This window comes from Micromonospora profundi, assembly GCF_011927785.1.
GTDB classification, from domain to species: Bacteria; Actinomycetota; Actinomycetes; order Mycobacteriales; family Micromonosporaceae; genus Micromonospora; species Micromonospora profundi.
Genome location: NZ_JAATJK010000001.1, coordinates 3,668,543 through 3,694,045 on the forward strand (window position 1 = coordinate 3,668,543; position 25,503 = coordinate 3,694,045).

Sequence of the window (25,503 nt, forward strand, 5' to 3'; positions counted from 1 at the left end):
CGAGGCTGCGCAGGACGAGGCCGCGCGGGACGAGGCCGCGCAGGACGGGGCCGCGCGGGACGAGGCTACGGCCGGGACGGGGTGGTCGGTGTGAGCACGGCACCCGTCGGCGACACCAATCCGCGCGCCGAGGAGCGAATCCGGGTGCTGCTCGCCGACGACCAGCACCTCGTCCGCACCGGCTTCCGGGTCATCCTCGAGGTGGAGGACGACATCGAGGTCGTCGGCGAGGCGGCCGACGGCAGCCGAGCCGTCACCATGGCTCGCGCCACCCGCCCCGACGTGGTGCTCATGGACGTGGAAATGCCAGTGATGGACGGGCTGGAGGCCACCCGACAGATCACCGGCGCCGGTCCGGGCGCGCCTGCGGTGCTGATCCTCACCACGTTCGACCGCGACGACTACCTCTTCGCGGCGCTGCGCGCCGGTGCCAGCGGCTTCCTGCTCAAGAACGGCACACCGGAGGAGTTGGTCGACGCGATCAGGGTGCTCGCCCGGGGCGACGCCCTGCTCGCCCCCGAGATCACCCGGCGGGTGATCTCGACGTTCGCCCGTCCCGGCGATCCGGCGGGCACCGCCCACCTCGGTCCGCACGCCGAGGCCGCGCTGGGCGAGCTCACGCCGCGCGAACGGGAGGTGCTGGTGCTGCTCGCCGCCGGATCGAGCAACGCGGAGATCGCCGCGAGCATGCAACTGGGCGAGGCGACGGTGAAGACGCACGTCAGCCGGGTACTTGCCAAACTCGGCCTGCGCGACCGGGTGCAGGCGGTCGTGTTCGCGTACGAGAGCGGGGTGGTCCGGCCCGGCGGGTGACCGGTATCCGCCGCAAGGGGGACCGACCGGTTCCGCCGCCGGGCGGACTGCGGATCGACGTACCGGATCTAGCGTGGGTGCGTGACCAAAACGCTCCGCCTGGACGGCGTCGACCGCAGCTTCGGCGACCGGCAGGTACTGAGAAACGTGTCCTTCGAGGTGACCGCCGGCCGGATGACCGGTTTCGTCGGCGCCAACGGCGCCGGCAAGACCACCACCATGCGGATCATCCTGGGTGTGCTCGCGCCGGACGCCGGTGAGGTGAGCTGGGGCGGCACACAGCTCACCCGGCAGGACCGCGCGCGCTTCGGTTACATGCCTGAGGAGCGTGGCCTCTATCCCAAGATGACCACGCGGGAGCAGGTGACGTACCTGGGACGGTTGCACGGTCTGGACGCCCCCGCCGCCCGACGTGCCACCGACACGCTGCTGGAGCGGGTCGGGCTCGGCGCGCGGGGCGACGACCTGCTGGAGACGCTGTCGCTCGGCAACCAGCAGCGGGCCCAGATCGCCGCCGCGCTGGTGCACGACCCAGAGGTGCTGGTGCTCGACGAGCCGTTCTCCGGCCTCGACCCGCTTGCCGTCGAAACGGTCGTGGGGGTGCTGCGCGAGCGCGCCGCCGCCGGAGTGCCAGTGCTCTTCTCCAGCCACCAACTTGACGTGGTGGAGCGGCTCTGCGACAACCTGGTGATCATCGGGGACGGGATGATCCGCGCCGCCGGCAGCCGCGAGCAGCTGCGCGAGTCGTACACCTCGCCCCGTTTTGAACTGGTGGTGGAGACGGACGCCGGCTGGGTCCGCGACCAGCCCGGCGTCACGCTTGTCGAGTTGGACGGCGCGCGGGCGGTCTTCGACCTGCCGGCCGGCGCCGACGAGCAGCCGGTGCTGCGCGCGGCCCTGGCCCGCGGTCCGGTCCGCGTCTTCCGCCCGGTCAGCCCTTCGCTCACCGAGATCTTCCGAGAGGTCACCCAGTGAACGTCCCCCAGGCCACCCGGCTCGTCGCCGAACGCGAGATCCGGGTCAAGCTCCGCGACCGTACCTTCCTGTTCGGGACGCTCCTGTTCCTGCTGATCGCGGCGGCGGGCACCATCCTGCCGTCGCTGCTCTCCGGCGGCCCGGAGAGCGTCGCCGTCACGCAGCAGGCCGCCGGTCCGCTGCGGGACGCCGGTCTCGACGTCCGCGTGGTGGCCGACGACGGTGCTGCCGAGCAGGCCGTCCGCGACGGCGACGTGGACGCCGCGGTGGTCGCCGGGCCGAAGGTGCTCGCCATGGACGAGATCCCCGACGAGGTAGTGCGGGCACTGAGCTCCTCGCCGCCGGTCCAGCTGCTCGACCCCGACGCTGTCGACCCGGTGGTGGCGTTCCTGGTGCCGTTCGTCTTCGCGTTCGTCTTCTTCTTCACCTCGCAGATCTTCGGCATGCAGATCGCGCAGAGCGTCACCGAGGAGAAGCAGACCCGGATCGTGGAGATCCTGGTCGCGGCAGTGCCGGTACGGGCGTTGCTGGCCGGCAAGATGATCGCCGGAACCATCCTGGCCCTCGGGCAGATCGTCCTGATCGCCCTGGTGGCGATGATCGGTGTGCAGTTCGGCGACAGCACCGAGTTGCTGTCGCTGTTGGCCCCAGCGATCGGCTGGTTCCTGCCGTTCTTCCTGCTCGGCTTCGTGCTGGTGGCGGCCATGTGGGCGGCGGCCGGAGCGCTTGTCAACAGGCAGGAGGACATCGCCGGGGTGTCCACCCCCGTGCAGCTCGCCGTCATGCTGCCGTTCTTCGCGGTGATCTTCCTCAACGACAACGCGACGGCCATGCGGGTGCTGTCCTACCTACCGTTCTCCGCACCGACAGCGATGCCGTTGCGGCTGTTCACCGGGGACGCGGCCGGCTGGGAGCCGCTGGTGTCGCTGGTCCTGCTGCTGGTCGCCGCCGCGGCGTTCGTGGTCGCCGGGGCGCGGGTGTACGAGGGATCGCTGATGCGTACCAACGGTCGCACCTCGATCCTGGCGGCGTGGCGCTCCCGCGACACGGTGGGCTGACCCAGCGCGGCTGGCCCGCCCGGCGCCGGGCGGGCCAGCATCACCGTCGACCCTCACGAGGATCGATCGTCGGCCTACCAGGAGGCCGTCGGTCGCAAACTGATCCGCCCATTGGGTGACCCGCCACCGACCAGGCGGTACGCAGGGCCCGCGCCGGTTCCGCGGCGGCGCGGTGGCGCCCGCCCCAGCCGATGCCGTTACCCGTGCCGGGGCCGGTGCCTCAGCCGGTGCTCCTTGATCCGGGCCCCGCCGCGCGGTTGCGCCGGCCGGAAGGCCCTCAGGACGCCGGCTCCGTCGGTGAACAGTTCCTTGGCTTACCGCCCGCCGGGGCCCGCTGCGCTCGGCGCCTGCCGGAACGCCCCCTTCGGCTCGTGCATCGTCGTGTCGAACCGCGAGCGCATCCGCCGGCCCTGCGCGCTCAGGTGCCTCACTGTGGCGAACTCGCCTCCTTCTCGTCGTCACAGTGACCACCCTCAGCCCGGTGCGGCGAAGCCGACATCACGCGGCGGCCTCCCGAACCCACCACGATCCACGTGACATCCGTCACATATTGATGAACAGTGCTTGACTTGACAAGTACATACTTGGGATGTGCAATATATTGCATGTCGATGCTCGCGCCGCCCGACGTCTGGCCCCAGCGCCACGGCGCGATCGGATCCTTCAGGCCACCCCGAACGCGATCATCGACAGGTCCGCGCAGGGCGCCCAGCCAGCGCACACCAGCTCCTCGCCGCCTCGAGCGGCTGCGGTTCTCGTCGCCGAGCGGCCGCGATTCCGCCACTCAGCACGACCGCTTCACCGCCCGTACGAGCTCAGCGACGCCGGAGCCACAGTCGTCGCTCCTCGCACCCCCTGGCAGACCCGGGAGCCGCACGTTCTCGCCAGCGGTCCCGCCCCGACGCGATCGAGGTATGGCTATGGAGCAGCTCTTCGGACGAGAGGTGGAACTGGCGCGCATCGGCCGCTTCCTGCAATCGGTGCGACACAGTGGCGACGTTCGACTGGTCTGCGGCGATCCGGGCATCGGAAAGTCGGCGCTGCTAGCCGCCACGGTCGACCTGGCCGATGACGCCGGGATGCGGGTGCTGCGCGCGTCCGGCTCGGAGTTCGAGGCGGACGTCAGCTACTCGTTGCTCAACCAACTGTTACTGCCTCTGCACGCCGACATTCAGCGCCTGCCACCTGCCCTGCGCGACGCGCTCACCGTCGCGCTCGGGTTCGGGCCGGGCGCGACACCTGGCGCGCTGATGATCTGCAATGCCGCGCTGTCGCTGGTGAACACCGTCGCCAAGAAGGCGCCCGTCCTGCTGGTGATCGACGACCTGCAATGGGTCGACCGGCCCAGCGCTGTGGTCCTCGGTTTCATCGCGCGGCGTGTGCCGGGTTCACCGGTGGGCGTCGTGGCGGCCTCCCGGACGGGCACGGAGGGCTTTCTCGACCGGCGCGGGCTGACCGAGGTGACTGTCGGACCGCTCACCCGGGACGCTGGCGCCCAACTCCTGCAAGCCCGCTCCCCCCACCTGACCCCTCCGGCCCGGCAACGCCTGCTCGATCTCGCCCAGGGCAACCCGCTCGCCCTTGTCGAGCTTCCGGCCACGCTTACCGACTCCGACGGGCGGTGCTCGGAGCAGTCCGGCCTGGTGCCCCTGAGCGAACACCTCCAGGCGGTGTTCGACGCGCGGGTCGCCGACCTGCCGGAGGCGACACGGCTGCTGCTGTTGCTCGCCACGTTCGAGGGCAGCGGCGACGTGCGGGTCCTGCGCGGTATGACAAGCCTCGACGACCTGGCGCCCGCCGAGCGAGCCCAACTGGTGCGGGTCGACGACACCACACGTCGCCTCGCCTTCCGCCACCCGCTGATCCAGTCGGCGATCGTCGCGATGTCCACCCACGAGGAACGCCGTGGCGTCCACCTCGCCATCGCCGCCGCGCTGCCCGCAGACCCGGAACGCCGCGCCTGGCACCTGTCGGCGGCTACCGCAGGCCCGGACGAGGCGGTCGCGGCGCACCTCGAGGAGGCCGCCCGCCACGTCATACAACGGGGTGACGCGCTGGCCGCGGTCGCTGCGCTGGTGCGCGCCGCCGAGCTGAGCGCCTCCGCCGAGGACCGTGCGCGGCGGCTGGCCGAGGCGGCGTACATCGGCGCCGAGGCCGGCGGCACCAGCGACGCGAGCACCCTGCTGACCGACGCGCGGTTGACGAGACTGGACCCGACAGGGTCGCTGCACGCGGCCAACGCGGCGGCACTGTTGATGATCAACGGTGACGGCGACGTGCACACCGCCCATCGGCTGCTCGCCGGCGCGATCGAGATGGGCGACCACGGCTGGCGGGCCGACGACCCGGCCCTCGACGAGGCCATGCACACGCTGGTCCTGCTCTCCTGGTATGCGGGCACCTCCGAGCACTGGGCCGTCTTCCACAGGGCGATGGCCCGCCTCACTCCCGGGCCCACCGACATCCTCTCGGTGATGAGCAGGACCTTTCCCGATCCGGTACGCACCGGCGCTGCCGCCTTGCCCGAGTTGGAGGCGCTGCTGTCCACACTGGCCGACGAGGAGGACCTGACCCGGGTCATGCGGATCGGCACCGCTTCGGTCTACCTCGACCGCCTCGGCGACAATCGCGAGTACTCGTGGCGGCTGGTCCGCCAGGGGCGCGATGGAGGCGCGCCGCGACGGCAACTGGGCGCACTGATGCACCTGTGCCTGGACGACTATCTCACCGGCCGGTGGGACGAGGCCGAGATCCTGGCCCAGGAAGCCCAGAAGGTGTGCACCAGCAGCGGCCTCCCCTTCCTGACCTGGTATTTCCTCTACAACCAGGCCATCATCGCGGCCGGCCGCGGCCGAACCGAAGAGGCATTCAGACTGGCCGACGAGATCACTCACTGGGCTCTGCCGCGCGGCGTCGCGGGGGCAGCTGCCATCGCCCACCACCCCCGGGCACTCGCCGCCGCTGCCGACGGGGACTTCGAGTCCGCGTACCTGCACGCGGCGGCGGTGAGTCGCCCCGGCGTCCTCGCACCGTATGTGCCGATCTCCACCTGGGTGATGTTCGACTTGGTCGAGTCGGCGGTGCGTACCGGGCGTATGGCCGAGGCCCGGGCACACGCCGACGCCATGCGGGCCGCCCGGATTGCCGCGCTCTCCCCCCGCATGACGCTGATCCAGCACGGTGTCGACGCACTGGTACTGGACAACGACGAAGCGGACGCCCAACTCGAGCGGACCCTCCAGGACCCCGCCTCCGAACGGTGGCTCTTCGAGGCGTGCCGGATCAGGCTCGCCTTCGCCGAGCGACTGCGCCGGCGCAAAGAGTTCTCCGCTACGCGCGCCCATCTGCTCCTGGCCCGCACCGGGTTCGCGGCCATGGGAGCCGAGCCCTGGCTGGCCCGCACCATCGTCGAACTACGCGCCACCGGATATCGCCCCGTCATCGCCGATCAACCACCGGCCGCGCTGACCGCCCAGGAGCTTGAGATCGCCCAGCTTGCCGCCAGCGGGCTGAGCAACAAGCAGATCGCCGAGCGCCTTTACCTCTCGCACCGCACTGTGGGCGCCCATCTCTACCGGATCTTTCCCAAGCTTGGCGTGTCATCGCGGGCCGGACTGCGCGACGCCCTCTCGGCACAGAAGACTAGGCCAGGGAAACCATGACCACCGCTACCAGCCTCATCGAGCCTTATCCCTTTCGGTCCGGTACCGCTACCGATACCGATACCGATGAACGCCCGGACTGCCAGGCCGAAGCCCAGATGCGGGACATTCACCGCAACAACGGGGATGCGTTGCTTCATTTCCTGCGAGGTTTGGTATCCGACAGCGTCTCCCACACCGCAGAGGACCTGGTGCAGGAGACCATGCTGCGTGCCTGGCGAAACCTCGACGCGGTGCCCACCGAGCCCGAGCCGCAGCGACGCTGGCTGTTCAAGGTGGCCCGCCGACTGGCGATCGACGCGTACCGCAGAAGGCGGGCGCGGCCGGCGGAGGTGAGCCTTCTCGACGTCGATCCCGCGGGCTTCGGAAACGAGGCATCCGAGGCGGTGGTCGCCACGCTCACGATGCGGCACGCCATTGGCCGGCTCAGCGACGCCCACAAGTCGGTGGTCCTGGAGTTGTACGTGAAAGGGCGCACCGTCGACGAAGCCGCGGCTCGCCTCGGCGTTCCGCCCGGCACCGTCAAATCACGCGCACACTATGCCCTCCAGCAGCTGCGTAAGGCGTTACTGACGGGCTGACACCGGCAGCTTCCCGACCCGCCACCATTGCGTGGGTGGCCATTCCTCGTGCGCACGACATCTGCGTCGCCGTCAGCGGTCGCGCCGCTACCCGCGGTCTGTCCATGTCGGACAGCGTGCCCGTTCTACAGGACACCGAACCCCTTATGCAGAGCGCTGTACCCCTTATATGGGACACCGCATTCGGAGCCACATTCATCGACTCTCAAGATTTCAGCAAGATGGATTGACTGTCGCATGTATTCAGTCACGGGCGTGATTACGATCTCCTCGCCCATCCCAGAAGGGATGGCTCTTTCCAAGGAGGTCTCATGGCGTCTACGAACGGGCTCGACCTGTCCGGGCTGGAACTCGACGACATCGAGTACGGCAACGAGCCGCTGGCGGGGATCGAGTCGATCGCCTCGGTCAGCTCGATCTCGGTGACCGACGGGCCGACCAGCGGGCGGACCTGCTGCAGCAGCGGCGGGACCACCGGGTTCAGCAAGCCGCTCGGCGGTGGCACCTACAGCCTCGGCCACTGACGCACTAGAAGCCAGGTAGGCGTACGCCTGCCAACGGCCGGGTCCGGCGCTGGCACCGTCCGGCGTCGGACACGCCGCCATCGCCCCGGAGGGAATCGCACATGCCGGACACGGTGCCGCAGCGGAGGGCGGGTGCGCCCGCACCATCGCTCAGCGTGGTCATACCGACGTTCCGAGACGCCCCGAGTCTGGAGTTGACGCTGCGGTCCCTCACGCGGCAGACGCTGCCAGCGGAGCGCTTCGAAGTGATAGTGGTACGCGACGGTGGCCCGGAGGGCGCCGAGGACTACGCCGGGGTGGCGGACCACGGCAAGGGCCTCAACCTGCGCATCATCGACCTCCCTGACCGACGCGGGCGGTCCGGGGCGCGCAACGAGGGAATCCGGCACGCCACCGCCGACACCATCCTCTTCCTCGACAGCGACTCGTACGCCTGCTCCGGGCTCCTCGAACGGCACGTCGCCTTCCACGCCGCGTCCACCACCTCCCGCGTGCTGATCGGACGGCGCAACGAACTGGGCCGCCGTCACCTCGACGCGGTGCTCGGTGGCGGCCCCATGACGCCGAGCGCCGAGCTGCGCGCCGACGACGGGGGCGACCTGCGCTTCACCAACGGCATGCCGATCGGCGACGAATGGCTCGGCGCCATGTGGATGTTCGCGTACGGGCACAACGTGTCGGTAGCCCGGGAGACCGTGACCGCCGTCGGCGGGTTCGACGAGAGCTTCGGCGCCCGGTGGGGTTGGGAGGACCTGGAGTTCTTCTACCGGGTCGACCGCGAACTCGGCCCACAGAAGCGCGCCTTTCGGTACGACGCCGAGGCGCTTGTCTACCACCTGCCGCACTACCGGAACATGTACCAGAACATCCAGGAGTACACCGGCAACCGCGAGGTGATCCTGGCGAAGTACCGCAACATCGACTGGGAGTTCGTCGGTCTGGTCGACCCGATCCACTCGGCGGAGATCCTCGCCCGATACCGGGACTCGATCGCCGACTGTCTGAGCCGGCAGGCATGCCGGATCGCCCCAGCGTGGCGATGGCTGGGCGACCGGTTGTCCGGCGTACGGACGTTGTGGATCGGCACCGGCACCGGCGAGGTGGACCTCGGTGACGACGCGCTCACATTCGACTACGGCGTCCCCGCCGGAGGGCGGAACTACCACCTGGTCGGTATCGAGCCGCCCATCGAGCCGGGCAGCCTCGACGCCGTCGTCAGCGTCGACTTCTGGCGTTACCTGTACTGGCAGGAGCTGTGCACCTTCCTGACGACGTCGGCCCGCCTCGGCGCGGAGATCTACCTCGTCGGCACCGACACGGAGCTGTCGGCCGGGCCGCCACCCGGCCGGGAGGAGGTGCGGTATCTGGCACGCGCCCTGCGTCACAGCTTCACCGTCACCGTGCTGCGCACCGAGCAGCCGAACGGCCCGTGGGCTCTGCACCTGCGCCACCACAGCGCCGACGACAGCGTTCCCGGTACCACCTCGACCGATGTCGAGCCCGCACCGCCGACGGCGGACGCGCCCAGGTGACGGTCATCGAAGCGCGCGGTCTCCGCAAGGTGTTCCGGATCGCCAACAAGCCGCCCGGGTTCGGCGGTTCGGTCCGGCACCTGATCCGGCCGCGCTATCACGAGCACACGGCTGTGGACGGCATCGACCTGGACATCCAGGCCGGTGAGGCGGTCGCCTACGTGGGGCCGAACGGAGCGGGCAAGTCCACAACCGTCAAGCTCCTCACCGGGATCATCCAGCCCACCGCCGGTCAGGTCCGGGTGTGCGGGCTCGTCCCTCACGTCGACCGCCGCGCCAACGCCCACAACATCGGTGTGCTCTTCGGCCAGCGCAGCCAACTGTGGTGGGATCTGCCCGTCCGGGACTCGCTGGGCCTGCTGCGGGATCTCTACCGAATTCCGCAGCGCCGCTTCGAGGCGCGGCTGGCCGAGTTGGAACCCGTACTCGGCCTTGCCGATCTGCTTCCCGTGGTGGCCCGCAAGCTGTCGCTGGGCCAGCGGATGCGGGCCGACCTGGCCGCCGTCCTGCTGCACAGCCCGCAGGTCGTGTACCTCGACGAGCCGACCATCGGCCTGGACATCACGGCCCGCGACGCGGTACGCGGCTTCCTGCGCGAACTGACCCGCAACGGCACCACCCTGATGCTCACCACACACGACCTCGCCGACATCGAGGAGGTCTGCGACCGCATCGTCATCGTCGACGGCGGACGGATCATCCACGACAACTCACTCACCGCGATCAAGAACGAGTTGGCGCGGGACCGGACGATGCACCTCCTGCTGGCCACCGACTGCCCCGACCTGGACATGTCCGCCGCCCTGCCCGGCACGTGGTCGGACGTGGGCGAGGACCACCGGAGAGTGTCGGTGCGCTTCGACCGGTTCGACTACAGCGCCGGGGACGTTCTGTCCGCTGTGGGCCGCCACGCCACGGTGACCGACGTCCACATCGACGAGCCGTCCATCGAGGACATCGTGCGCAGGCTGTACGCCGGTGAGATGACGTCCGGTCAGGTGGCGTCGGCGTCATGAAGGCGTACCGCGCACTGGCCCGCGTGGCCTGGTCGACAGTTCTTGTGTACCGGGGCAACTTCCTGCTGCAACTGCTCGGTGTGGCGGTGCAGACCGTTGCCGTGCTCGCCGTGTGGCGGGTGGTGCTCTCCGGCGGCACGGGTGACGTCGGTGGCTTCGGTTGGGAGCAGATCAAGGCGTACCTGCTCGTCTCGTTCGCGACCACCACGATCCTGTCCAGCTTCAGCGACGCGCTGTTGGCCGACCGGGTGCTCAGCGGCCACGTGGCGCTGGACCTGGTCAAGCCGGTGGACTACCAGCTCGCCCGGTTCTGGGAGGTGCTCGGATACCTGGTGGCCGAGGTCATCACCGTCATCGCCATGGGCTCGGTGCTGGTGATCGCGTTCGGCGGAGTGCCGGTGCCCTCGGGGGCCCAGGCGGTGCTGTTCCTGGCGAGCCTGCTCATCGTCGTCCCGCTCAAGTTCGGGCTCGTCTACCTCACCGGATTGGCCTGCTTCTGGACAGAGAACCACCAGGGGGTGAGCATGGCGCGGGTCGCCGTGACGAACATCCTGTCCGGTGCGATGGTGCCGATCGCGCTCTACCCGGGCGCGCTGCGGTGGCTGGCCGAGGTCTCACCGTTCGCCGGGATCGTCTCCACCCCCGCCCTGCTGTTCCTCGGCAGGGTGAGCGGCACCGAGGGCGTACGGCTCGTCCTCTGGCAGATCGTCTGGACGGTCGCGCTGTGGCTCATCGCCCGCCTCGTGTGGCGGCTCGCGGTGGGTCGGCTCGTGGTGCACGGAGGCTGACATGCGTGAACTGGCCACCGTCGCCCGGATCTACCTGCGCATGCTCGGCGTCTACGTGCGCGCCGTGTTGGAGTACCGCACCGACGCGCTGATCCTCATCGCCGCGACAGTGCTCACCCAACTGGCCGGCGTGGTCTTCCTCCTGGCCGTCTTCGCCCAGGTGCCGGCGCTTGGTGGCTGGCTGCGCTGGGAGGTGATGTGCGTGTACGCAATGGTGGTGCTCGCCGAGGGCATCGGCTCGCTCCTGTTCGAGGGCACGTGGCACCTCGCCGCGTTCGTGAACCTCGGTGTGCTCGACTACCTGCTGGTGCGCCCGTACCCAGTGGTGCTCCAGGTCACCGGCTCCACCGTCGGCCCGAACGGCCTCGGCACGACGGGGCTCGGGCTGGTCCTGCTCGGGTTGGCGGTGCCCCGCATCGACGTCGACTGGGGTCCGGCGGTCGTCGCCTGGGCGCTGATCCTGCTGGTGAGCGGCATCCTCGTGAAGATCGCGATCAACCTGGCCACAAACAGCACCGCCTTCTGGCTGCTCAGCCCGTCCAGCTCGCTGGCCGCCACCGTCCACACCCTCGGCGACCTGGCCCGCTACCCGATCACCGTGTACGGCGTGGGTGTCCGCACCGTGGTGACGATGGTGCCGCTCGCGTTCGTGGGATATTTCCCGGCCGCGAGCCTGCTGGGCAAGGGCGTCTCGGCGACGATCGGCGCGTTCACGCCGCTTGTCGCCGCCGGCTCTCTGGCCGCCGCCTGGGCCTACTTCCGCCTGGGACTTCGCCGCTACGAAAGCGCAGGGAACTGACATGTCCAACGTCAGCACCACCGTCGACGCTCACGAGGGATCGCTCGTCGGGGCGTACCAGGAGGCGGTGATCGGTCGCACGATGATCCGCTCACCGGGTGACCCGCCACCGACCAAACAGTACGCCGGCGCGCGTCGGGTGCCGTTGCACTGGCCCGGCCCCGGAGCACCCGGGGACGGCGAGGGCGACCTCGACTGGCTCAACGCGGCCCTGCTGGCCTTCGCGCCGACCCGCGTCGACCACCTGTCACCGGCGGCCGTCTCCGTCATCACCGGATACCCGGCGCACATCGCCGACACCGGCCGTTACGGCGGGGGCAGTAATGCCCTGCGCCGCAGCGCGCCGTCCGGCGGCGCGTTCTATCCCGGCGAGATCTACCTGTCCTGGAACGGGTCGCTGGGTCTGGCTGCCGGGCTGTACCACTACGACCAGGTGCACCACTGCCTGGAGTTGCTGCGCACGGGCGACCCGGCACCGCACCTGGCCGAGGCGCTGCGACACCTGGTGCGGCAGCCGAACGCCCTGCTGCTGACCTGCCGGCCGTGGAAGAACACCCACAAATACACCACCTTCAGCTACCAGATCACCGCCACCGACATCGGGGTGCTGGCCGCCCAGGCGCTCACCGTCTTTCCGTCCGGCCGGGTGCACCTCTCGTTCGACAGCGCCAGGCTCGACGACCTGCTCGCCCTCGACAGCACCGTCGAGAGCGTCTACGCGGTAGTGGAGTGCGGCGGGCCGGCCGCGCCGTCCGCGGCGCCGCTGGGCGCGATCGAACCAGGGCTTACCGAACACGGGCTGGACGTCGACCGGGAGGTGCTGGCCACAGTCCATACCAGCGCGCTCGCGTTGCACGACGCCTGCCGGGCCGGAGGCGCGAGCACGACGGACCGGCCAGCGGCGGCACCGGCAGCGGTCGGCACCACGGCCGACGAGCCGGTACGACTGCCCGCGCCGTCGGCGCTCGACCTACGGGCGGCGCTACCGCGACGCCGGTCCTCCGGAGGCATGCGGCCGGGGCTGATCCTGGCGCAACTGTCCGACGTGCTCGCCCACGCCGGACGCGAACTCGCGACGGACCCGGTCCACCCCGACCTGCGCCCCCTGTTGTGGTGCGCCGTCAGCTCCGTGCAGGGCATCGCCCCCGGTGCGTACCGCTACGACCCCGCAAGCCACACCCTGACCGCCACGAACAGCGCGGCGACGGGAGGGCAGATGACGCAGGCCACGGACAGCCTCTCGGGTCGGCTGCTCAACGCCGGCGCGACGATCTACGCCGTCGCCGGCTGCCCTCCCGAGCGGTTGGATCCCTTGTCGTACCGCCTGCTTCTCATCCTCACCGGGGCGGTCGTGCAGCGGATCTGCCTGAGCGGCGCCGCCGTCGGCGCCGCCACCCGCCCCGCCCTCAGCTTCGTGCCGACAGCGGTACGCACGCTTCTCACCCTGCCGCCGGGGCACACCACGATGGTGCAGGTCCACCTCGGCACCGCAGGCCCGTGCCCGGGCCTGTTGTCGGTCCCGGCGGTCGACCCGGTCGCCGCCGCCAGTTGGCAGGAGCGACGGCATGGACAATAGCCCGATCACGATCGTCGCGGATGCCGCGCCCGAGGCGGTGTTGGCCACGGTCATCGCGGACGGAGCGGCCCTGATCCGGGGGGTGCCCGCACCCCGCGAGGCGTTCCAGGCCCTCGGTGACGCGGTGATGGAGCCGCTGCGGCACGAGAACCGGATCAGCAATGAGCGGGACCTGGTCCCCGACGACCCCACCACCACCACCGTGACCTGCGGCACCGAGGGCATTCCGCTGCACCGGGAGGCCTCCTACCTGCCGGGCGCGCCCGACCTGCTGACCTTCCACTGTGTACGACCCGCGGCGGTCGGTGGCGCGACCACCCTCTGCGACGGGGTGGCGCTGCTGGACACCTTGGAGCCCGCGACCCGGGCCACCCTGACGGGGCTGGACATCGTGTGGGAGACGCCGCTGGGCCCCGAGCACTGGCCGGCGCTGACCGGCACGACCGACCGGGCGGCGGCGATCCGGTACGTGCGCGGTTGGGCCGCGCATCTGCTGCCCTGGCAGACGATCGACGCCGGATTCGACGGCGACGTCCTGACGATCGCGTTCGGCACCCCGTGCACGCCGCCGACGCTGTTCGGGGGCGTACCCGCGTTCTGCAACTCGTTGCTCATCACCGCCCCCGACGCCGACGACTACGTCGAGGGGCAACTGCGGGTGCGACTGGCCCAGGGCGGCCCGATCCCACCCGACCTGCTCGACGAGGTCCGACAGGTCGCCAGGCGGCTGACGGTGGCCGTGCCGTGGCAGGCCGGCGACACCGTCGTGGTGGACAACACCCGGTACCTGCACGGACGGCAGGCGTTCGACGACCCGGCCAGAAACGTGCTGGTCCGGATGGGATATCTACGTCCGAGGTGGATGCCCTCGGCAAACGTGGGAGAGGCGAACCGATGAGACCGAAACTGCGTGACGACTGCACCTACGTCGAGGTCGACGACGGCGTCTACCTGGAGACGGCGACCGGCGCCGCACACATCACCGGCCGTTCGGCGTACGCGCTTGTGGACCGGCTCGCCGCGCACCTCACAGGCGAACGGACCATTGACGAGCTGACCGAGGGTCTGCCCGAGGCGCACCGCCGCGCTGTCACCGACCTGGTCACGCAACTGCTGCACCGCAAGCTGGCCCGCGACGTCGACACCGACCCGCCCCACACGTTGTCCGCCGAGGAGTTGTCCCGGTACCGCGACGAGATCGCGTTCGCCGAGCACGTCGGCAACGCGCCGGTGAGTCGGTTCGAGGCGTTCCGCACCAGCCGGGTGCTGCTCGTCGGCGCCGGGGCGACGATGGCGGCGCTGATGCAGTCCCTGTACAAGCTGGGCCTGCGAGCCCCGGCGCTGCTGCGGACCGCCGAGGTGGCAGGCGAGGACCCCGACACGTACCAGCGGGTGCTCCAGCGGTGCCGGGCCGACGACCCGCTCCTGGACCTCACAGTGGTGGACGAGCCGCAGCGGTGGGACGACGCCGCCGGGGTCCGCGCGCTCGTCGACGGGTACGACGCCGTACTGCACGCCAGCGACCGCTGCATGCCCTCGCGGGCCCGCGCGCTGGCCCGCGCCGGCCGCGCCGCCGCCGTGCCTGTGCTGCACTCGCTGCCGCTGACCGGGGATGCCTGGCTCGGGCCGACGGGTGTCGACGCCTGCGCCGAGTGTCTGTGGTGGAATCTGCGCTCCGCGGCCGTGGAGGGCAGTCGCCTGCGGGCCGTGTTGGAAGCCGACGACCCGGTACGCGTCGAGCCGTACCTCTCCGCCCCGCTGGCCTCCCTGCTCGGCGCCAAGCTGTCCTTCGCCTACTTCCGGCACGCCCTTGGGGCGCAGGACGACACTTCACTTGTCACCCGGGTGGCGCTGGACACCACCCTGACCAGCGAACACGCAGTGACCCCCCACGCCCGGTGCCCGATGTGCGGCACGGCGGCGTCAGCCACGCCGACCGACGGTACGAGCACCGACCCCGAAGGTTTCTCGGCGGCGGTCGCCGGGTTGGTCGACGAACGCTTGGGACCGATCCTGCGGCTCGACACGGGCGACCACGCCCAACTGCCGCTGAACACTGTCGACGCGAGCATCACCGACCCGCTGGCGGCCGGCAAGGAGCCACAGGTCGTGACCACCGTGGGCAACACCCGGTCCGAGGCGCTGCGACGCGCCGCGACCGTCGCTCTGGAGACGATCGCCGCCGCGGTGGACCCGGACGCCGACGCCCGCGCCGACGCCGCCGTCCGGGTGGCCGTGGCCGGCGGCCTCACCTGGCCCGAGGCGCAGGTGCGGGCGATCCTGCGCCTGCACCACACGCTCGCGCGCGTCGTCGCGCCGCCCGCCCCGCAGGCCGGAGCGGACACCGGCGATGGATGGCTGGCCCCGTCGGTCTGGCCGGCGGCCGCCCGGCCGCTGGCCGAGAACGCCGCCATCCTGGGTACCCCGCTGTACGCGTGGCGCGCCGACGCGGAACCGCCGACGGTCTTCGTCGGCGGCGGCGGCACCTGGCTGGCGAGGTCCTGCTCGGTCGACGCGCACAGCGCGCTGACGGCCGCCGCGCAGGCCGCGCTCGCCCAACTGGCTGGCCAGCCCTGCCCACCCGGATGTGACGTGGGCGTCGAGCCGGGCGCGGCGGTCGACTGGGACGGATGCTTGACACGGCTGCTCGACGAGGCAGCAGCGGACGGGCTGCGGATCGTCGTCCGACGCCTCGACGGTGGGCCGGCGGTCCGGGCCGCGTTGCCCTTCGTGGCTGTCGCCTCGGCGGTGTCGGCATGAGCCAGGCAGCCCCGCCGGTGCTCGCCGGGGTCTGGGTGGCCGACAGCCCGACGCTTGCCGAATCGCTGCGATCGGCGCTGGACGTACCGGTCGAGGACGGGACCGGGCGGGCGGAACCGCCGACGGACGGCGCCTGGTTGACAGTAACGGTGCGCTGGGACCGGGTACGTGTCGGCCCGCTGGTGGTGCCCGGCGTCGGAGGATGCGGGCGGTGCGTGGCGACGCGGCAGACCCGCAACGAGGCCGTCGCGTCAGAACAGGAACGGGCGACGGCCAAGGCGCGTGAAGGCAAGCCGGGTCCGCCGCTGGGGTCGCCGGTGCGTACCGTCGTGCAGGCTCTGGTCGCCGACGAGGCACGGCTGCTGGCCGCGGGCGCGATGTCACGCACGGCCGGCGCGGTGCTGGACGTGTCGACCACGACGGCCTCGATCGACAGGCATGCGTTCCTGCCCGACCCGTGCTGCGAGGGCTGCGGCACCCCGGTCGAGGACTCGCCGCAGGCCGGTGTGCTGCCGCTGGGGTCGCAACCGAAGGCGGAACCGGGCAGCTACCGGGCCCGACGGCTGGGCGACGAGCACGCCGAGTTGACGCGTAGCCTGGTCGATCCGCAGACCGGTGTGATCGCGTCGCTGCTGGTGCGGCACCACGGACCGATGGTGGTGACCGAGGCGTTGAGCGGGCCGGTGTGCTGCACGGACTGCACCGGCTACGCCCGCACGCTCAGCTACCCCGACAGCGTGGCGGTGTCGATCGCAGAGACCCTGGACCGGCTCGGCGGCATGCGGGCCAGGGCCCGACGCACAGTGGTGCGCGCGTCCTTCGACGACCTGGGGTCCGAACGGGCCGTCGACCCCGACACGCTGGGCCTGGCCACGAACGCGCCGCCCGGTCAGCGCTACCGGCCGGACGTGCCGATGGAATGGGTCCACGCCTACTCCTTCCGCCGCGACGGCCCAGTCCTCGTGCCCGAGTTCGTCGCCTACTTCGGCGCGCACGCCACCTTCGGCGGGTTGGAATGCTCAAACGGCTGCGCGATCGGCAGCACCCTCGAAGAGGCGATCCTGCACGGCATCTTCGAGGTGGCCGAACGCGACGCCACACTGTGCACCTGGCTCACCAGGCGGCCCGCTCGCCGCCTCGACCCCGCCAGCAGCGCCAGCGCGCACACCCGGATGCTGCTGGCCTGGTTGGAACGCACCACCGGCAGCCGGGTACGCGCCTTCGACGTCACAATGCCCGAGGGCGTACCCGCGATCTGGCTCATGCTCGTCGACGAGGACGACCGGCCGGACGAGCCGAAGGTGTTCTGCACCTCCGGCGCCCACCTCGATCCGGAACGCGCCCTGCGCTCGGCCCTTGTGGAGTTGGCGGGCGAGGCGGAGCGGGTACGGCTCCAGTTCGACGCCCGGCGCGCGGACCACCTGGTCGACCACCCCGAGGAGATCCTTAAGATCGACGACCACGCGTTCGCCGCCGCCGCGCCACGGGGCTGGCACCGGTTCGGGTTCCTCGACCATGACGGCGAGCCGGCCACCATGGAGCAGGCCTTTCCGCCGGCACGACGCCATCGCGCCTCCACCGACCAGCTCGACGACCTGCGGCACGTCGTCGGACGCTACCTGGACGACGGCACCGACGTCATCGTGGTGGACCAGACCGCGACCGAGCACCGCGCTGTGGGCCTGCACGCCGTCAAGGTCGTCATCCCGGGCACCATCCCGATGGCGTTCGGCCGCCACGGCCGCCGGCTGGGCGACAGCGACCGGCTGCTGAACCTTCCGGTACGCCTCGGTGACCGTGACGAGCCCCTGCGCCTCGACGAACTCAACCCGTATCCGCACCCGTTCCTGTGAGCGGGCCGCACCCGTTCCTGTGAGCGGGCACGCCGGGCCCAGCTCCGGCGGGGGCCACCCGGCCTCCGCCGGTACGGGGCCACCGGTCAGGGGAACGGATGGGGGTACGGATTCACCTCCGCCGGCGTCAACGGCCGGGACCGGTGGCCCAACCGGACGGGAAGCTCCCTTAGTCGGGGCAGGTCGACACGCCGGTTGCGGTGCCCGAACGACATCGGCAGCAGACCGGGAACCAGCACCTTGACGCTGGTCAGGCCGACGGCTTCCTGCTCCCGGCCGGTCTGGTCGACCGCCACCACGTCGAACCCCGCATCCAGGTAACGCCCCACCACGTGCCGGAGATCGGCGAGCAGGTCGTCGGCGGGCTGGTAGCGCCCCTCCGGCGGGAACGCCGCCGCCATCGACAGGACCTCCCGGCGTTCGTAGAGGAACCCGAACCGGGGCCAACTGTCCGGGCTGGCGGCGGCGAACAGGTGGTCCTCCATCGTGCGGACCAGATCCGAGTCGGCAACCAGGTCCGGAGCTGTGGTGTCGGCGGCCACCATGGCGCGGGTGGCGTCGGCGAAGCTGGCGATCTCGACAAGCGCCGACCACAGGGCGCGCTCCGGGTCGAGGTGGGCACCCGCACCGCAACGCACGCGGGGCAGCCCCGGGCGCGCATCGTCGTCCACGAGCATCAACCACACCGCCGGCAGTCCCTCCGGCATGGTGATGTCGAAGGCGTGCAGCTCGCAGCCGCTGGTCCGCTCCAACCAGCGGACCAGCAGGCGGGTCCTCGGGCTGGCCGAACTCATCGGGTCGATGCGCGGGGCCGGCAGGCGCGCGTACCAGGTCGCCAAGAAGGCATCGCGCTCGGCGACCTCGAAGAGCCCGTGCAGGATCGCCTCCTCCAGGTTGGCGCCCAGGGCGCAACCGTTGGAGTTCTCCGGGCCGAAGCCCGTGCTGTGCGAGCCGTAGTAGGCGAGGGTCTCCGGCACCAGGACCGGTGCCGCGCGTCGGAACGAGTAGGCGTACACCCAGGTCAGCGGCTGGTCGGGCCGGTACGGCACCGAGCGGTCGTCCGGCGGCGTACGCGGCACGCCGAGCGTGGCCGGATCGATCGCGCGGTCGGCTCCCAACTCGGCGAACGAGCCCCGTACCGAGGTGCGGCGCGCTCGCGGCGTGTCCCCGCCCAACCGCTCCAGCGCCTCGGCGATGGCCACCGACACGCTTACCGGGTACGTGAAGGCCCTCCCGAAACCGGACAGCTCGTCGCAGCAGACCGGGCCGCCGACCGCCGCCGCCACGATCATCGAATCCTTGTGGTGCACTGTCACCGACGAGAACAGCCCGATCCTCGCGTCGACAGTCGCCGCTGTCAGGCTCTCGTACTCCTGGTGCAGGCTGCGTGACCGGTAGTCGTCCGGCGCCCGCTTCGGCCGGGACACCAGCCGCAGATCGCCCGCCGAGGGGCCGTCGTCGGGCAGGTCCCCGCACAGGGCACATCCCGGCTCGGCGATGAGCCGGTGCCGGGAGATCGCCAGCGTCGCCGCGTCGACCTCCAGCACCGCCTGGTCGCACCGTACGGCGGCCCCCTGGGCGACACGATCCAGTTCGTCGGCGACGAGCGCCGCGATGACGGTCCGCAGAGGCGTCCCGAAGGTCGGGGCGGGCGCGGTGACGGTGCCGTCGTACAACCCCTGCCAGAGCGCCGACCGGTGCGGCGCGGCACCCACCCGCGCGCGGTAGGACCGCACCTGGACACAGTGGTGACAGCCCGACCGCCCCGCGACGGTGAACGGGCCGATCCGCACCCCGCGCAACGTCGGGTACACCGGCAGGAACGCCCGTCCCGCCGCCCGGGCAAGGCGCGCGGCGGCCGACACCTGGTCGGACCGGTCGTCCGCGACAAAGACGTCGACGCCCCGGCCGTCGTCCGTCGGCAGGGGGCGCACGGCGGTCTCGACGGCACGGTGCAGGACGCCGGTGCCGAGCAGCCGGACGCCGTACGTCGAGGAATCGCTTGCCACACCCATGGAACGCCTCCTCAGCGGACGTCGCGCAGGGTCAGCCGACGGCCTCCATCACCTCGTCGGAGACGTCGAAGTTCGCGTAGACGTTCTGCACGTCGTCGCAGTCCTCCAGGACGTCGATCAGCTTGAAGATCTTGCGGGCGCCCTCCTCGTCGAGGGGGACGTTGACGCTCGGGATCAGCGACGACTCGGCCGACTCGTACTCGATGCCGGCGTCCTGGAGCGCGGTGCGCACCGGGACGAGGTCGGTCGGCTCGGAGACGATCTCGAAGGCCTCGCCCAGGTCGTTGACCTCCTCGGCGCCGGCGTCGAGGACGGCCATCATCACGTCGTCCTCGGTCGTGCCGCCCTTGGGGACGATTACGACGCCCTTGCGGGAGAACATGTACGACACCGAGCCCGCGTCGGCGAGCGAACCGCCGTTGCGGGTCAGCGCGGTGCGCACCTCGGTCGCCGCCCGGTTGCGGTTGTCGGTGAGGCACTCGATGAGCATCGCCACGCCGCTGGGCCCGTAACCCTCGTACATGATGGTCTGCCAGTCGGCGCCGCCGGCCTCCAGGCCGGAGCCGCGCTTGACGGCGCGGTCGATGTTGTCGTTCGGGACCGAGTTCTTCTTCGCCTTCTGGATGGCGTCGAAGAGCGTCGGGTTGCCGGACGGATCACCGCCGCCGGTCCGCGCGGCGACCTCGACGTTCTTGATCAGCTTGGCGAACATCTTGCCGCGCTTGGCGTCGATGACGGCCTTCTTGTGCTTGGTCGTCGCCCACTTTGAGTGGCCGGACATCTGCTACCTCCGTTGCTACCCGCCGTCTGCATCGACCGACCGCGCACGCCCCGGCCCCGCCGGCGCACGCGGTGGTGCCGGTCAGCCCTGCGGGAAAGCCGTGACGGGCAGCTGGCCCCGCCGAATCTCGGCAATCCTACCGGCGTCGGGCTGGTGGCTGTCACGCGCGGCACGGCGTCGGTCCACCCCGTGCCGCGCGAGCAGGCACGACGGGCCCTCGGCGGGGAGCCCTGCCCCGCGTGGCACGCGAGCGGTCAGCGGGCGGCGCGGACCAGGTCGACGAAGTACGCGTGCAGCCGCGCGTCGCCGGTCAGCTCCGGGTGGAACGAGGTGGCCAGCAGGTTGCCCTGGCGCACCGCCACGATCCGGCCGGCGCTCGGCCCCCCGGTCACGGTGCCGAGCACCTGGACGCCGTCGCCGACCCGCTCCACCCAGGGTGCGCGGATGAAGACCGCGTGGAACGGTTCCCCCGGCACCCCGCTGATCTCCACGGGCGCTTCGAACGAGTCGACCTGCCGGCCGAAGGCGTTGCGGCGCACTGTCATGTCGATGCCGGCGAAACCACGCTGGTCGGGTCGTCCGTCGAGGACCTCGGAGGCAAGCATGATCATCCCCGCGCAGGAGCCGTAGACAGGCATGCCGTCCGCGATGCGCTTGTCGATGGGCTCGCGCAGCTCGAAGATGTCGGCGAGCTTGCTGATCGTGGTGGACTCCCCTCCGGGGATCACCAGCGCGTCCACCTCGTCCAGCTCGCTCGCCCGGCGCACCGGACGTGCGTCCGCGCCGGCCGCCACGAGCGCGGCGACGTGCTCGCGCACGTCACCCTGGAGGGCGAGCACACCGATCACGGGTACGCCGCTCATGTCACAGTTCCTCTCGTCGCCGTCAGCTTGTTAGGAGGGGGCCCTTCCTATGCATCAGGCGTTAAAAAGGTGCCCTTCCTTACTCACCAGCCGCGCTCGGCCAGGCGGTGCGGCTGCGGGATCTCGTCGACGTTGATGCCGACCATTGCCTCGCCGAGACCACGGGAGACCTTCGCCAGCACGTCCGGGTCGTCGTGGAAGGTGGTGGCCTTGACGATGGCGGCAGCGCGCTGCGCCGGGTTGCCGGCCTTGAAGATGCCCGAGCCGACGAAGACACCCTCCGCGCCCAACTGCATCATCATCGCCGCGTCGGCCGGAGTGGCGATCCCACCGGCGGTGAACAACACCACCGGCAGCTTGCCCGTCTCGGCGACCTCCTTGACCAGCTCGTACGGGGCCTGCAACTCCTTGGCCGCGACGAAGAGCTCGTCGGTGGGCAACGACGACAGCCGCCGGATCTCCTGACGGATCTTGCGCATGTGGGTGGTGGCGTTGGAGACGTCACCGGTGCCGGCCTCACCCTTGGAACGGATCATGGCCGCGCCCTCGGTGATGCGGCGCAGCGCCTCGCCCAGGTTCGTCGCACCGCAGACGAACGGGACCGTGAAGGCCCACTTGTCGATGTGGTTCGCGTAGTCCGCCGGGGTCAGCACCTCGGACTCGTCGACGTAGTCGACGCCGAGCGACTGGAGGATCTGCGCCTCCACGAAGTGACCGATGCGGGCCTTTGCCATCACCGGGATGGAGACCGCCGAGATGATCCCGTCGATCATGTCGGGGTCGCTCATCCGGGACACCCCGCCCTGCGCGCGGATGTCGGCGGGCACCCGCTCCAGTGCCATCACGGCGACAGCGCCGGCGTCCTCGGCGATCTTGGCCTGCTCGGCGTTGACCACGTCCATGATCACGCCACCCTTGAGCATCTCGGCCATGCCGCGCTTCACGCGGGCCGTGCCGACGACGGGGGCGCTACCGGTGGTCGAGGCGGTGGTGTCGGACACGGGTGATCGCTCCTTGGACGGGCTGTGGGAGGTGGCAGCGAAATGCTACGTCCGGTTCAACGCCGCTCCGACAGCCAATCCGACCCCCGGTGGCCTGCCCTGTGGCCCTCGTCACCGGCCCGGGACGGCGGCTCCGTGGCCGGTCAGTTCGCGGGGGCGTCCGCCGGCACCACGAGCGTCGGATCATCGATGTCGAAGTAGCGCGGCCAATCCCGACCCCGCCCCATCCGCAACAACCGCACCAGCGGCCTGCTGCGCGCCGACCGCGCGTCCCGCACCAGATCGGTGTGCACCTGCCGGGACAACGCCAGCCGCCGGCTCGCCGCGATCACCGCCGTGCAGTCCGGGTCCGCCGGGTCCAACTCCACCGACCGCAACTGCCGGGTCAGGTCGTTCTCCGCGGCCTCCCGCTCCTCGGGCGCCGCGTCCAACGCGATCCGCGCCGCCGCGTACAACTCCACGCCGAAACGCCGCTCCGCCAGCACGGCGGCCGCCGCCGCCCGCCGCAACAGGTGGGCGTCCAGGGCCCGCGCCGCAAGCTCCGCGCGGCCCTGCAGCCGCTCGACCCGGCCGGCGGTCCAGATGAGGTACGCCGCGACCAGCCCCACGACCACACTCGCGGCCACCACCCACCACATGTGCGGCATCGTAGTGCTGCTCCGTTTCTCCGACTGTGCGCGTCCTCGCCGGTCACCCTGTCACCAGCAGCCGCCGTCCGTCACATCGGCTCAGCCCAGCCCCACCCATTCCTGGTCGATGACCCGCCCGTCGGTCGCCTCGATCGCCGCTGCGTATACCTCCAGAACACGACGAGCAACCACCGGCCAGTCGAAATTCGCCACCACCTGATCACCGCAGGCGCTCAGCACGGCCCGCCCGTCCGGATCGTCAAGCAACTCGGCCAGGGCGTCGCGCAGCCCCACCGCGTCCCCCGTCGGAAAGAGCCGCCCCGCCCGCCCACCGTCGAGCACCCGGCGGAACGCGTCCAGATCGCTCGCCACCACGGTGGTGCCCGCAGCCAGCGCCTCGGTCAGGATCATCCCGAACGACTCGCCACCCGTGTTCGGCGCCACATACAGGTGCACACTGCGCAGCATCCGCGCCTTGTCCGACTCCGAGACCAACCCCAGGAAGGTCACCCGGTCATGCAACGCGGCCGGAAACTGGTCAAACAGGTCATCGGGATCACCCGGGCCGGCGACCAGCAGCCGCAACCCCGGCCGGGACTCGGCCAACGACACGAAAGCGTCCCGCAGCACCGGGAACCCCTTGCGCGCCTCGGTGAAGCGGCCCAGAAAACCCAACGTGCCCCCGGAGCCCACACCGCACTCCCCCGGCCAGCCGGGCAGCGGCTCGACGTCGGCGAACTTCGCCACCGCCACCCCGTTGGGAATCTCCACAGCGCCGCCGTCCATGTGCTCCACCTGGACCTTGCGGGCCAACGCGCTCACCGCGATCCGGGCGGTGATCCGCTCCAACACGATCTGCAACACGCCCTGCGCGGCGGCCAGCACCCGCGAACGTGTCATCGCCGTGTGGAACGTGGCCACCACCGGGCCACGGGCGGACAACACCGCCAACAGCGAGAGGCTCAACGTGAGCGGCTCGTGCACGTGCAGCACGTCGAAATCACCGTTGGTGAGCCACCGCCGGACCCGAGCCGTGGAAACCGGGCCGAACGCGATCCGGGCCACCGACCCGTTGTACGGCAGAGGCACCGCCCGACCGGCCGACACCACGTACTCCGGCAGCGCAGAATCCTCATCGGCCGGCGCGAGCACACTGACCTCGTGCCCCAGGGCGATCAACGCCTCCGCGAGGTCGACGACGTGGTTCTGCACCCCGCCAGGAACATCGAAGGAGTACGGGCAGACGATGCCGATCCGCATACGTCAGCGCCCCTCGTCCACGACCGCGGGGCTCCGCTGCGCTGCACTCCTCGCGCGCACCGAGCCCACCCCCTTCAGGACCGACCCGAGGCCGGTGCGGACGTTGCCGCGTCGCCCGACCCTCGCTGGTCCAGCCACATCCGCTGCAACATGTGCCAGTCTTGCGGATTGTCGGCGATACCCGCCGCCAGACGGTCGGCGATCATCTGGGTCAGCGACCGTACCCGCTGGTCAAGCGGACCCACCTCGGGCCCCGGCACCGGCAGCGGCCCGGCAAGCGACGCGCACGCGGCGTCCGGTTCGTACCACATCGAGGCCACGTAGAGCGGCGCACCGGTGTGCAGCGCGAGCAGCGCCGGCCCCGCCGGCATGCGCGTCTTCGCGCCGAAGAAATCCACCTCCACGCCCCGGGCCGACAGGTCACGGTCGGCCAGCAGCGGCACCACGGCACCCGCGCGCACGCGGTCCAGCAGCACGTCGAACGCCGGACGCGGCCCACCGTGGGTCGGCAGGATCTCCATCCCGAGGCCCTTCCGGAAGGCGATGAACCGCTCGTACACCCCCTCCGGCTTGAGCCGTTCCATGACGGTGGTGATCGGCCAACCGGTTGCCGCGACCCAGGCGCCCGCCGCGTCCCAGTTGCCGGCGTGCGGCAGGGCCACCACCGCACCCCGGCCTGCGGCGACGTCCGCGGCCAGCAGCTCCGCACCGTCGAGGCGGAAGCCACCCAGGATCTGCTCCCGGCTCAACGAGGGCAGCCGGAACGCCTCCATCCAGTACCTGGCGTACGAGCGCAGACCGCTCTTGACCAGGTCGTCCAGCTCGACCTCGGACATCTCCGGGCCGACCACCCGGCGCAGGTTCGCGCGCAGTCGGGACGTACCCCCGCCGGCCCTGCGGTACGCGCGGTCCGCGCCCGCCTGGAACGCCGCGGCCACCACCGGCCGGGGCAGCGCGCGGGCCAGCCGCCAGCCGGCGACGTACCCCAGCTCGGTCAGGTTCACGCGGCCCGGCCGC

At 71.1% G+C, this 25,503-nt stretch carries 22 protein-coding genes; 14 read left to right on the forward strand and 8 right to left on the reverse strand.

The genetic code is table 11. The annotated features are described in order from the left end of the window. Nucleotides 1-90: 90 nt before the first annotated feature. From F4558_RS16020 to F4558_RS16030, 3 genes are all read left to right on the forward strand, one after another. Complete coding sequence (locus tag F4558_RS16020) at nucleotides 91-813, forward strand: response regulator (protein ID WP_376767525.1); 723 nt, start codon at nucleotides 91-93, stop codon at nucleotides 811-813. 81 nt (nucleotides 814-894) lie between these two features. Continuing rightward, nucleotides 895-1,788 carry an ABC transporter ATP-binding protein gene (locus F4558_RS16025; RefSeq protein WP_167944952.1) on the forward strand — a complete coding sequence of 298 codons (894 nt, stop codon included), beginning with the start codon at nucleotides 895-897 and terminating at the stop codon, nucleotides 1,786-1,788. Beyond that, a complete protein-coding gene (locus tag F4558_RS16030) occupies nucleotides 1,785-2,846 on the forward strand; it encodes an ABC transporter permease (protein ID WP_167944954.1) in 1,062 nt (353 codons plus the stop codon). The genes F4558_RS16025 and F4558_RS16030 overlap by 4 nt, the downstream gene beginning before the upstream one ends. 427 nt (nucleotides 2,847-3,273) lie before the next feature. Here the strand turns inward: F4558_RS16030 and F4558_RS16035 are convergent, their stop codons facing one another. Then, a complete protein-coding gene (locus F4558_RS16035; RefSeq protein WP_167944955.1) occupies nucleotides 3,274-3,567 on the reverse strand; it encodes a hypothetical protein in 294 nt (97 codons plus the stop codon). 199 nt (nucleotides 3,568-3,766) lie between these two features. Between F4558_RS16035 and F4558_RS16040 the strand changes: the two genes are divergently transcribed. The 11 genes from F4558_RS16040 (at nucleotide 3,767) to F4558_RS16090 (ending at nucleotide 17,937) form a co-directional block, all read left to right on the forward strand. Further along, the gene (locus tag F4558_RS16040; protein WP_209273313.1) at nucleotides 3,767-6,508 is read left to right on the forward strand and encodes an ATP-binding protein; all 2,742 of its coding nucleotides are present in this window, start codon (nucleotides 3,767-3,769) and stop codon (nucleotides 6,506-6,508) included. Next, nucleotides 6,505-7,089 (forward strand): sigma-70 family RNA polymerase sigma factor, encoded by a 585-nt coding sequence (locus tag F4558_RS16045; protein ID WP_082377566.1) that lies wholly within the window; start codon nucleotides 6,505-6,507, stop codon nucleotides 7,087-7,089. Before F4558_RS16040 ends, F4558_RS16045 begins: the two co-directional genes overlap by 4 nt. 311 nt (nucleotides 7,090-7,400) lie before the next feature. Next, on the forward strand, nucleotides 7,401-7,613 hold the full coding sequence (locus F4558_RS16050) for a hypothetical protein (protein WP_053657569.1): 213 nt from the start codon (nucleotides 7,401-7,403) through the stop codon (nucleotides 7,611-7,613). 101 nt (nucleotides 7,614-7,714) lie between these two features. Beyond that, complete coding sequence (locus F4558_RS16055; RefSeq protein ID WP_167944959.1) at nucleotides 7,715-9,145, forward strand: glycosyltransferase family 2 protein; 1,431 nt, start codon at nucleotides 7,715-7,717, stop codon at nucleotides 9,143-9,145. Further along, entirely contained in the window at nucleotides 9,142-10,161 is a 1,020-nt protein-coding gene (locus F4558_RS16060) for an ABC transporter ATP-binding protein (RefSeq protein ID WP_053657565.1), read from the forward strand. Before F4558_RS16055 ends, F4558_RS16060 begins: the two co-directional genes overlap by 4 nt. Then, a complete protein-coding gene (locus F4558_RS16065) occupies nucleotides 10,158-10,949 on the forward strand; it encodes an ABC transporter permease (protein ID WP_053657563.1) in 792 nt (263 codons plus the stop codon). The genes F4558_RS16060 and F4558_RS16065 overlap by 4 nt, the downstream gene beginning before the upstream one ends. 1 nt (nucleotide 10,950) lies before the next feature. Continuing rightward, entirely contained in the window at nucleotides 10,951-11,748 is a 798-nt protein-coding gene (locus F4558_RS16070; RefSeq protein ID WP_053657561.1) for an ABC transporter permease, read from the forward strand. A 1-nt stretch (nucleotide 11,749) separates the two neighbouring features. After that, on the forward strand, nucleotides 11,750-13,324 hold the full coding sequence (locus F4558_RS16075; RefSeq protein WP_167944960.1) for a nitroreductase family protein: 1,575 nt from the start codon (nucleotides 11,750-11,752) through the stop codon (nucleotides 13,322-13,324). Next, the gene (locus F4558_RS16080) at nucleotides 13,314-14,222 is read left to right on the forward strand and encodes a TauD/TfdA family dioxygenase (protein WP_167944962.1); all 909 of its coding nucleotides are present in this window, start codon (nucleotides 13,314-13,316) and stop codon (nucleotides 14,220-14,222) included. Before F4558_RS16075 ends, F4558_RS16080 begins: the two co-directional genes overlap by 11 nt. Then, a complete protein-coding gene (locus F4558_RS16085) occupies nucleotides 14,219-16,084 on the forward strand; it encodes a hypothetical protein (protein ID WP_053657555.1) in 1,866 nt (621 codons plus the stop codon). Before F4558_RS16080 ends, F4558_RS16085 begins: the two co-directional genes overlap by 4 nt. After that, nucleotides 16,081-17,937, forward strand: coding sequence for a TOMM precursor leader peptide-binding protein (locus F4558_RS16090; RefSeq protein ID WP_053657552.1), 1,857 nt, complete (start codon nucleotides 16,081-16,083; stop codon nucleotides 17,935-17,937). Before F4558_RS16085 ends, F4558_RS16090 begins: the two co-directional genes overlap by 4 nt. 86 nt (nucleotides 17,938-18,023) lie before the next feature. Here the strand turns inward: F4558_RS16090 and F4558_RS16095 are convergent, their stop codons facing one another. The 7 genes from F4558_RS16095 to F4558_RS16125 all read right to left on the reverse strand — a co-directional run bounded on the left by F4558_RS16095 (nucleotide 18,024) and on the right by F4558_RS16125 (nucleotide 25,490). After that, entirely contained in the window at nucleotides 18,024-19,952 is a 1,929-nt protein-coding gene (locus F4558_RS16095; RefSeq protein ID WP_167944963.1) for a TOMM precursor leader peptide-binding protein, read from the reverse strand. A gap of 31 nt (nucleotides 19,953-19,983) precedes the next feature. Continuing rightward, entirely contained in the window at nucleotides 19,984-20,733 is a 750-nt protein-coding gene (locus F4558_RS16100) for a YebC/PmpR family DNA-binding transcriptional regulator (protein ID WP_167944965.1), read from the reverse strand. Nucleotides 20,734-20,987: 254 nt separating this feature from the next. Next, nucleotides 20,988-21,596, reverse strand: a complete 609-nt coding sequence (pdxT, locus tag F4558_RS16105) for a pyridoxal 5'-phosphate synthase glutaminase subunit PdxT (protein WP_053657546.1) — start codon at nucleotides 21,594-21,596, stop codon at nucleotides 20,988-20,990. Between the two features lie 83 nt (nucleotides 21,597-21,679). Beyond that, nucleotides 21,680-22,597, reverse strand: coding sequence for a pyridoxal 5'-phosphate synthase lyase subunit PdxS (gene pdxS, locus F4558_RS16110; protein ID WP_167944967.1), 918 nt, complete (start codon nucleotides 22,595-22,597; stop codon nucleotides 21,680-21,682). A 143-nt stretch (nucleotides 22,598-22,740) separates the two neighbouring features. Beyond that, a complete protein-coding gene (locus F4558_RS16115; RefSeq protein WP_167944969.1) occupies nucleotides 22,741-23,244 on the reverse strand; it encodes a hypothetical protein in 504 nt (167 codons plus the stop codon). Between the two features lie 81 nt (nucleotides 23,245-23,325). Continuing rightward, entirely contained in the window at nucleotides 23,326-24,486 is a 1,161-nt protein-coding gene (locus tag F4558_RS16120) for a glycosyltransferase family 4 protein (RefSeq protein WP_167944971.1), read from the reverse strand. 74 nt (nucleotides 24,487-24,560) lie between these two features. Then, nucleotides 24,561-25,490, reverse strand: a complete 930-nt coding sequence (locus F4558_RS16125) for a phosphatidylinositol mannoside acyltransferase (RefSeq protein WP_167944973.1) — start codon at nucleotides 25,488-25,490, stop codon at nucleotides 24,561-24,563. Nucleotides 25,491-25,503: the final 13 nt, after the last annotated feature.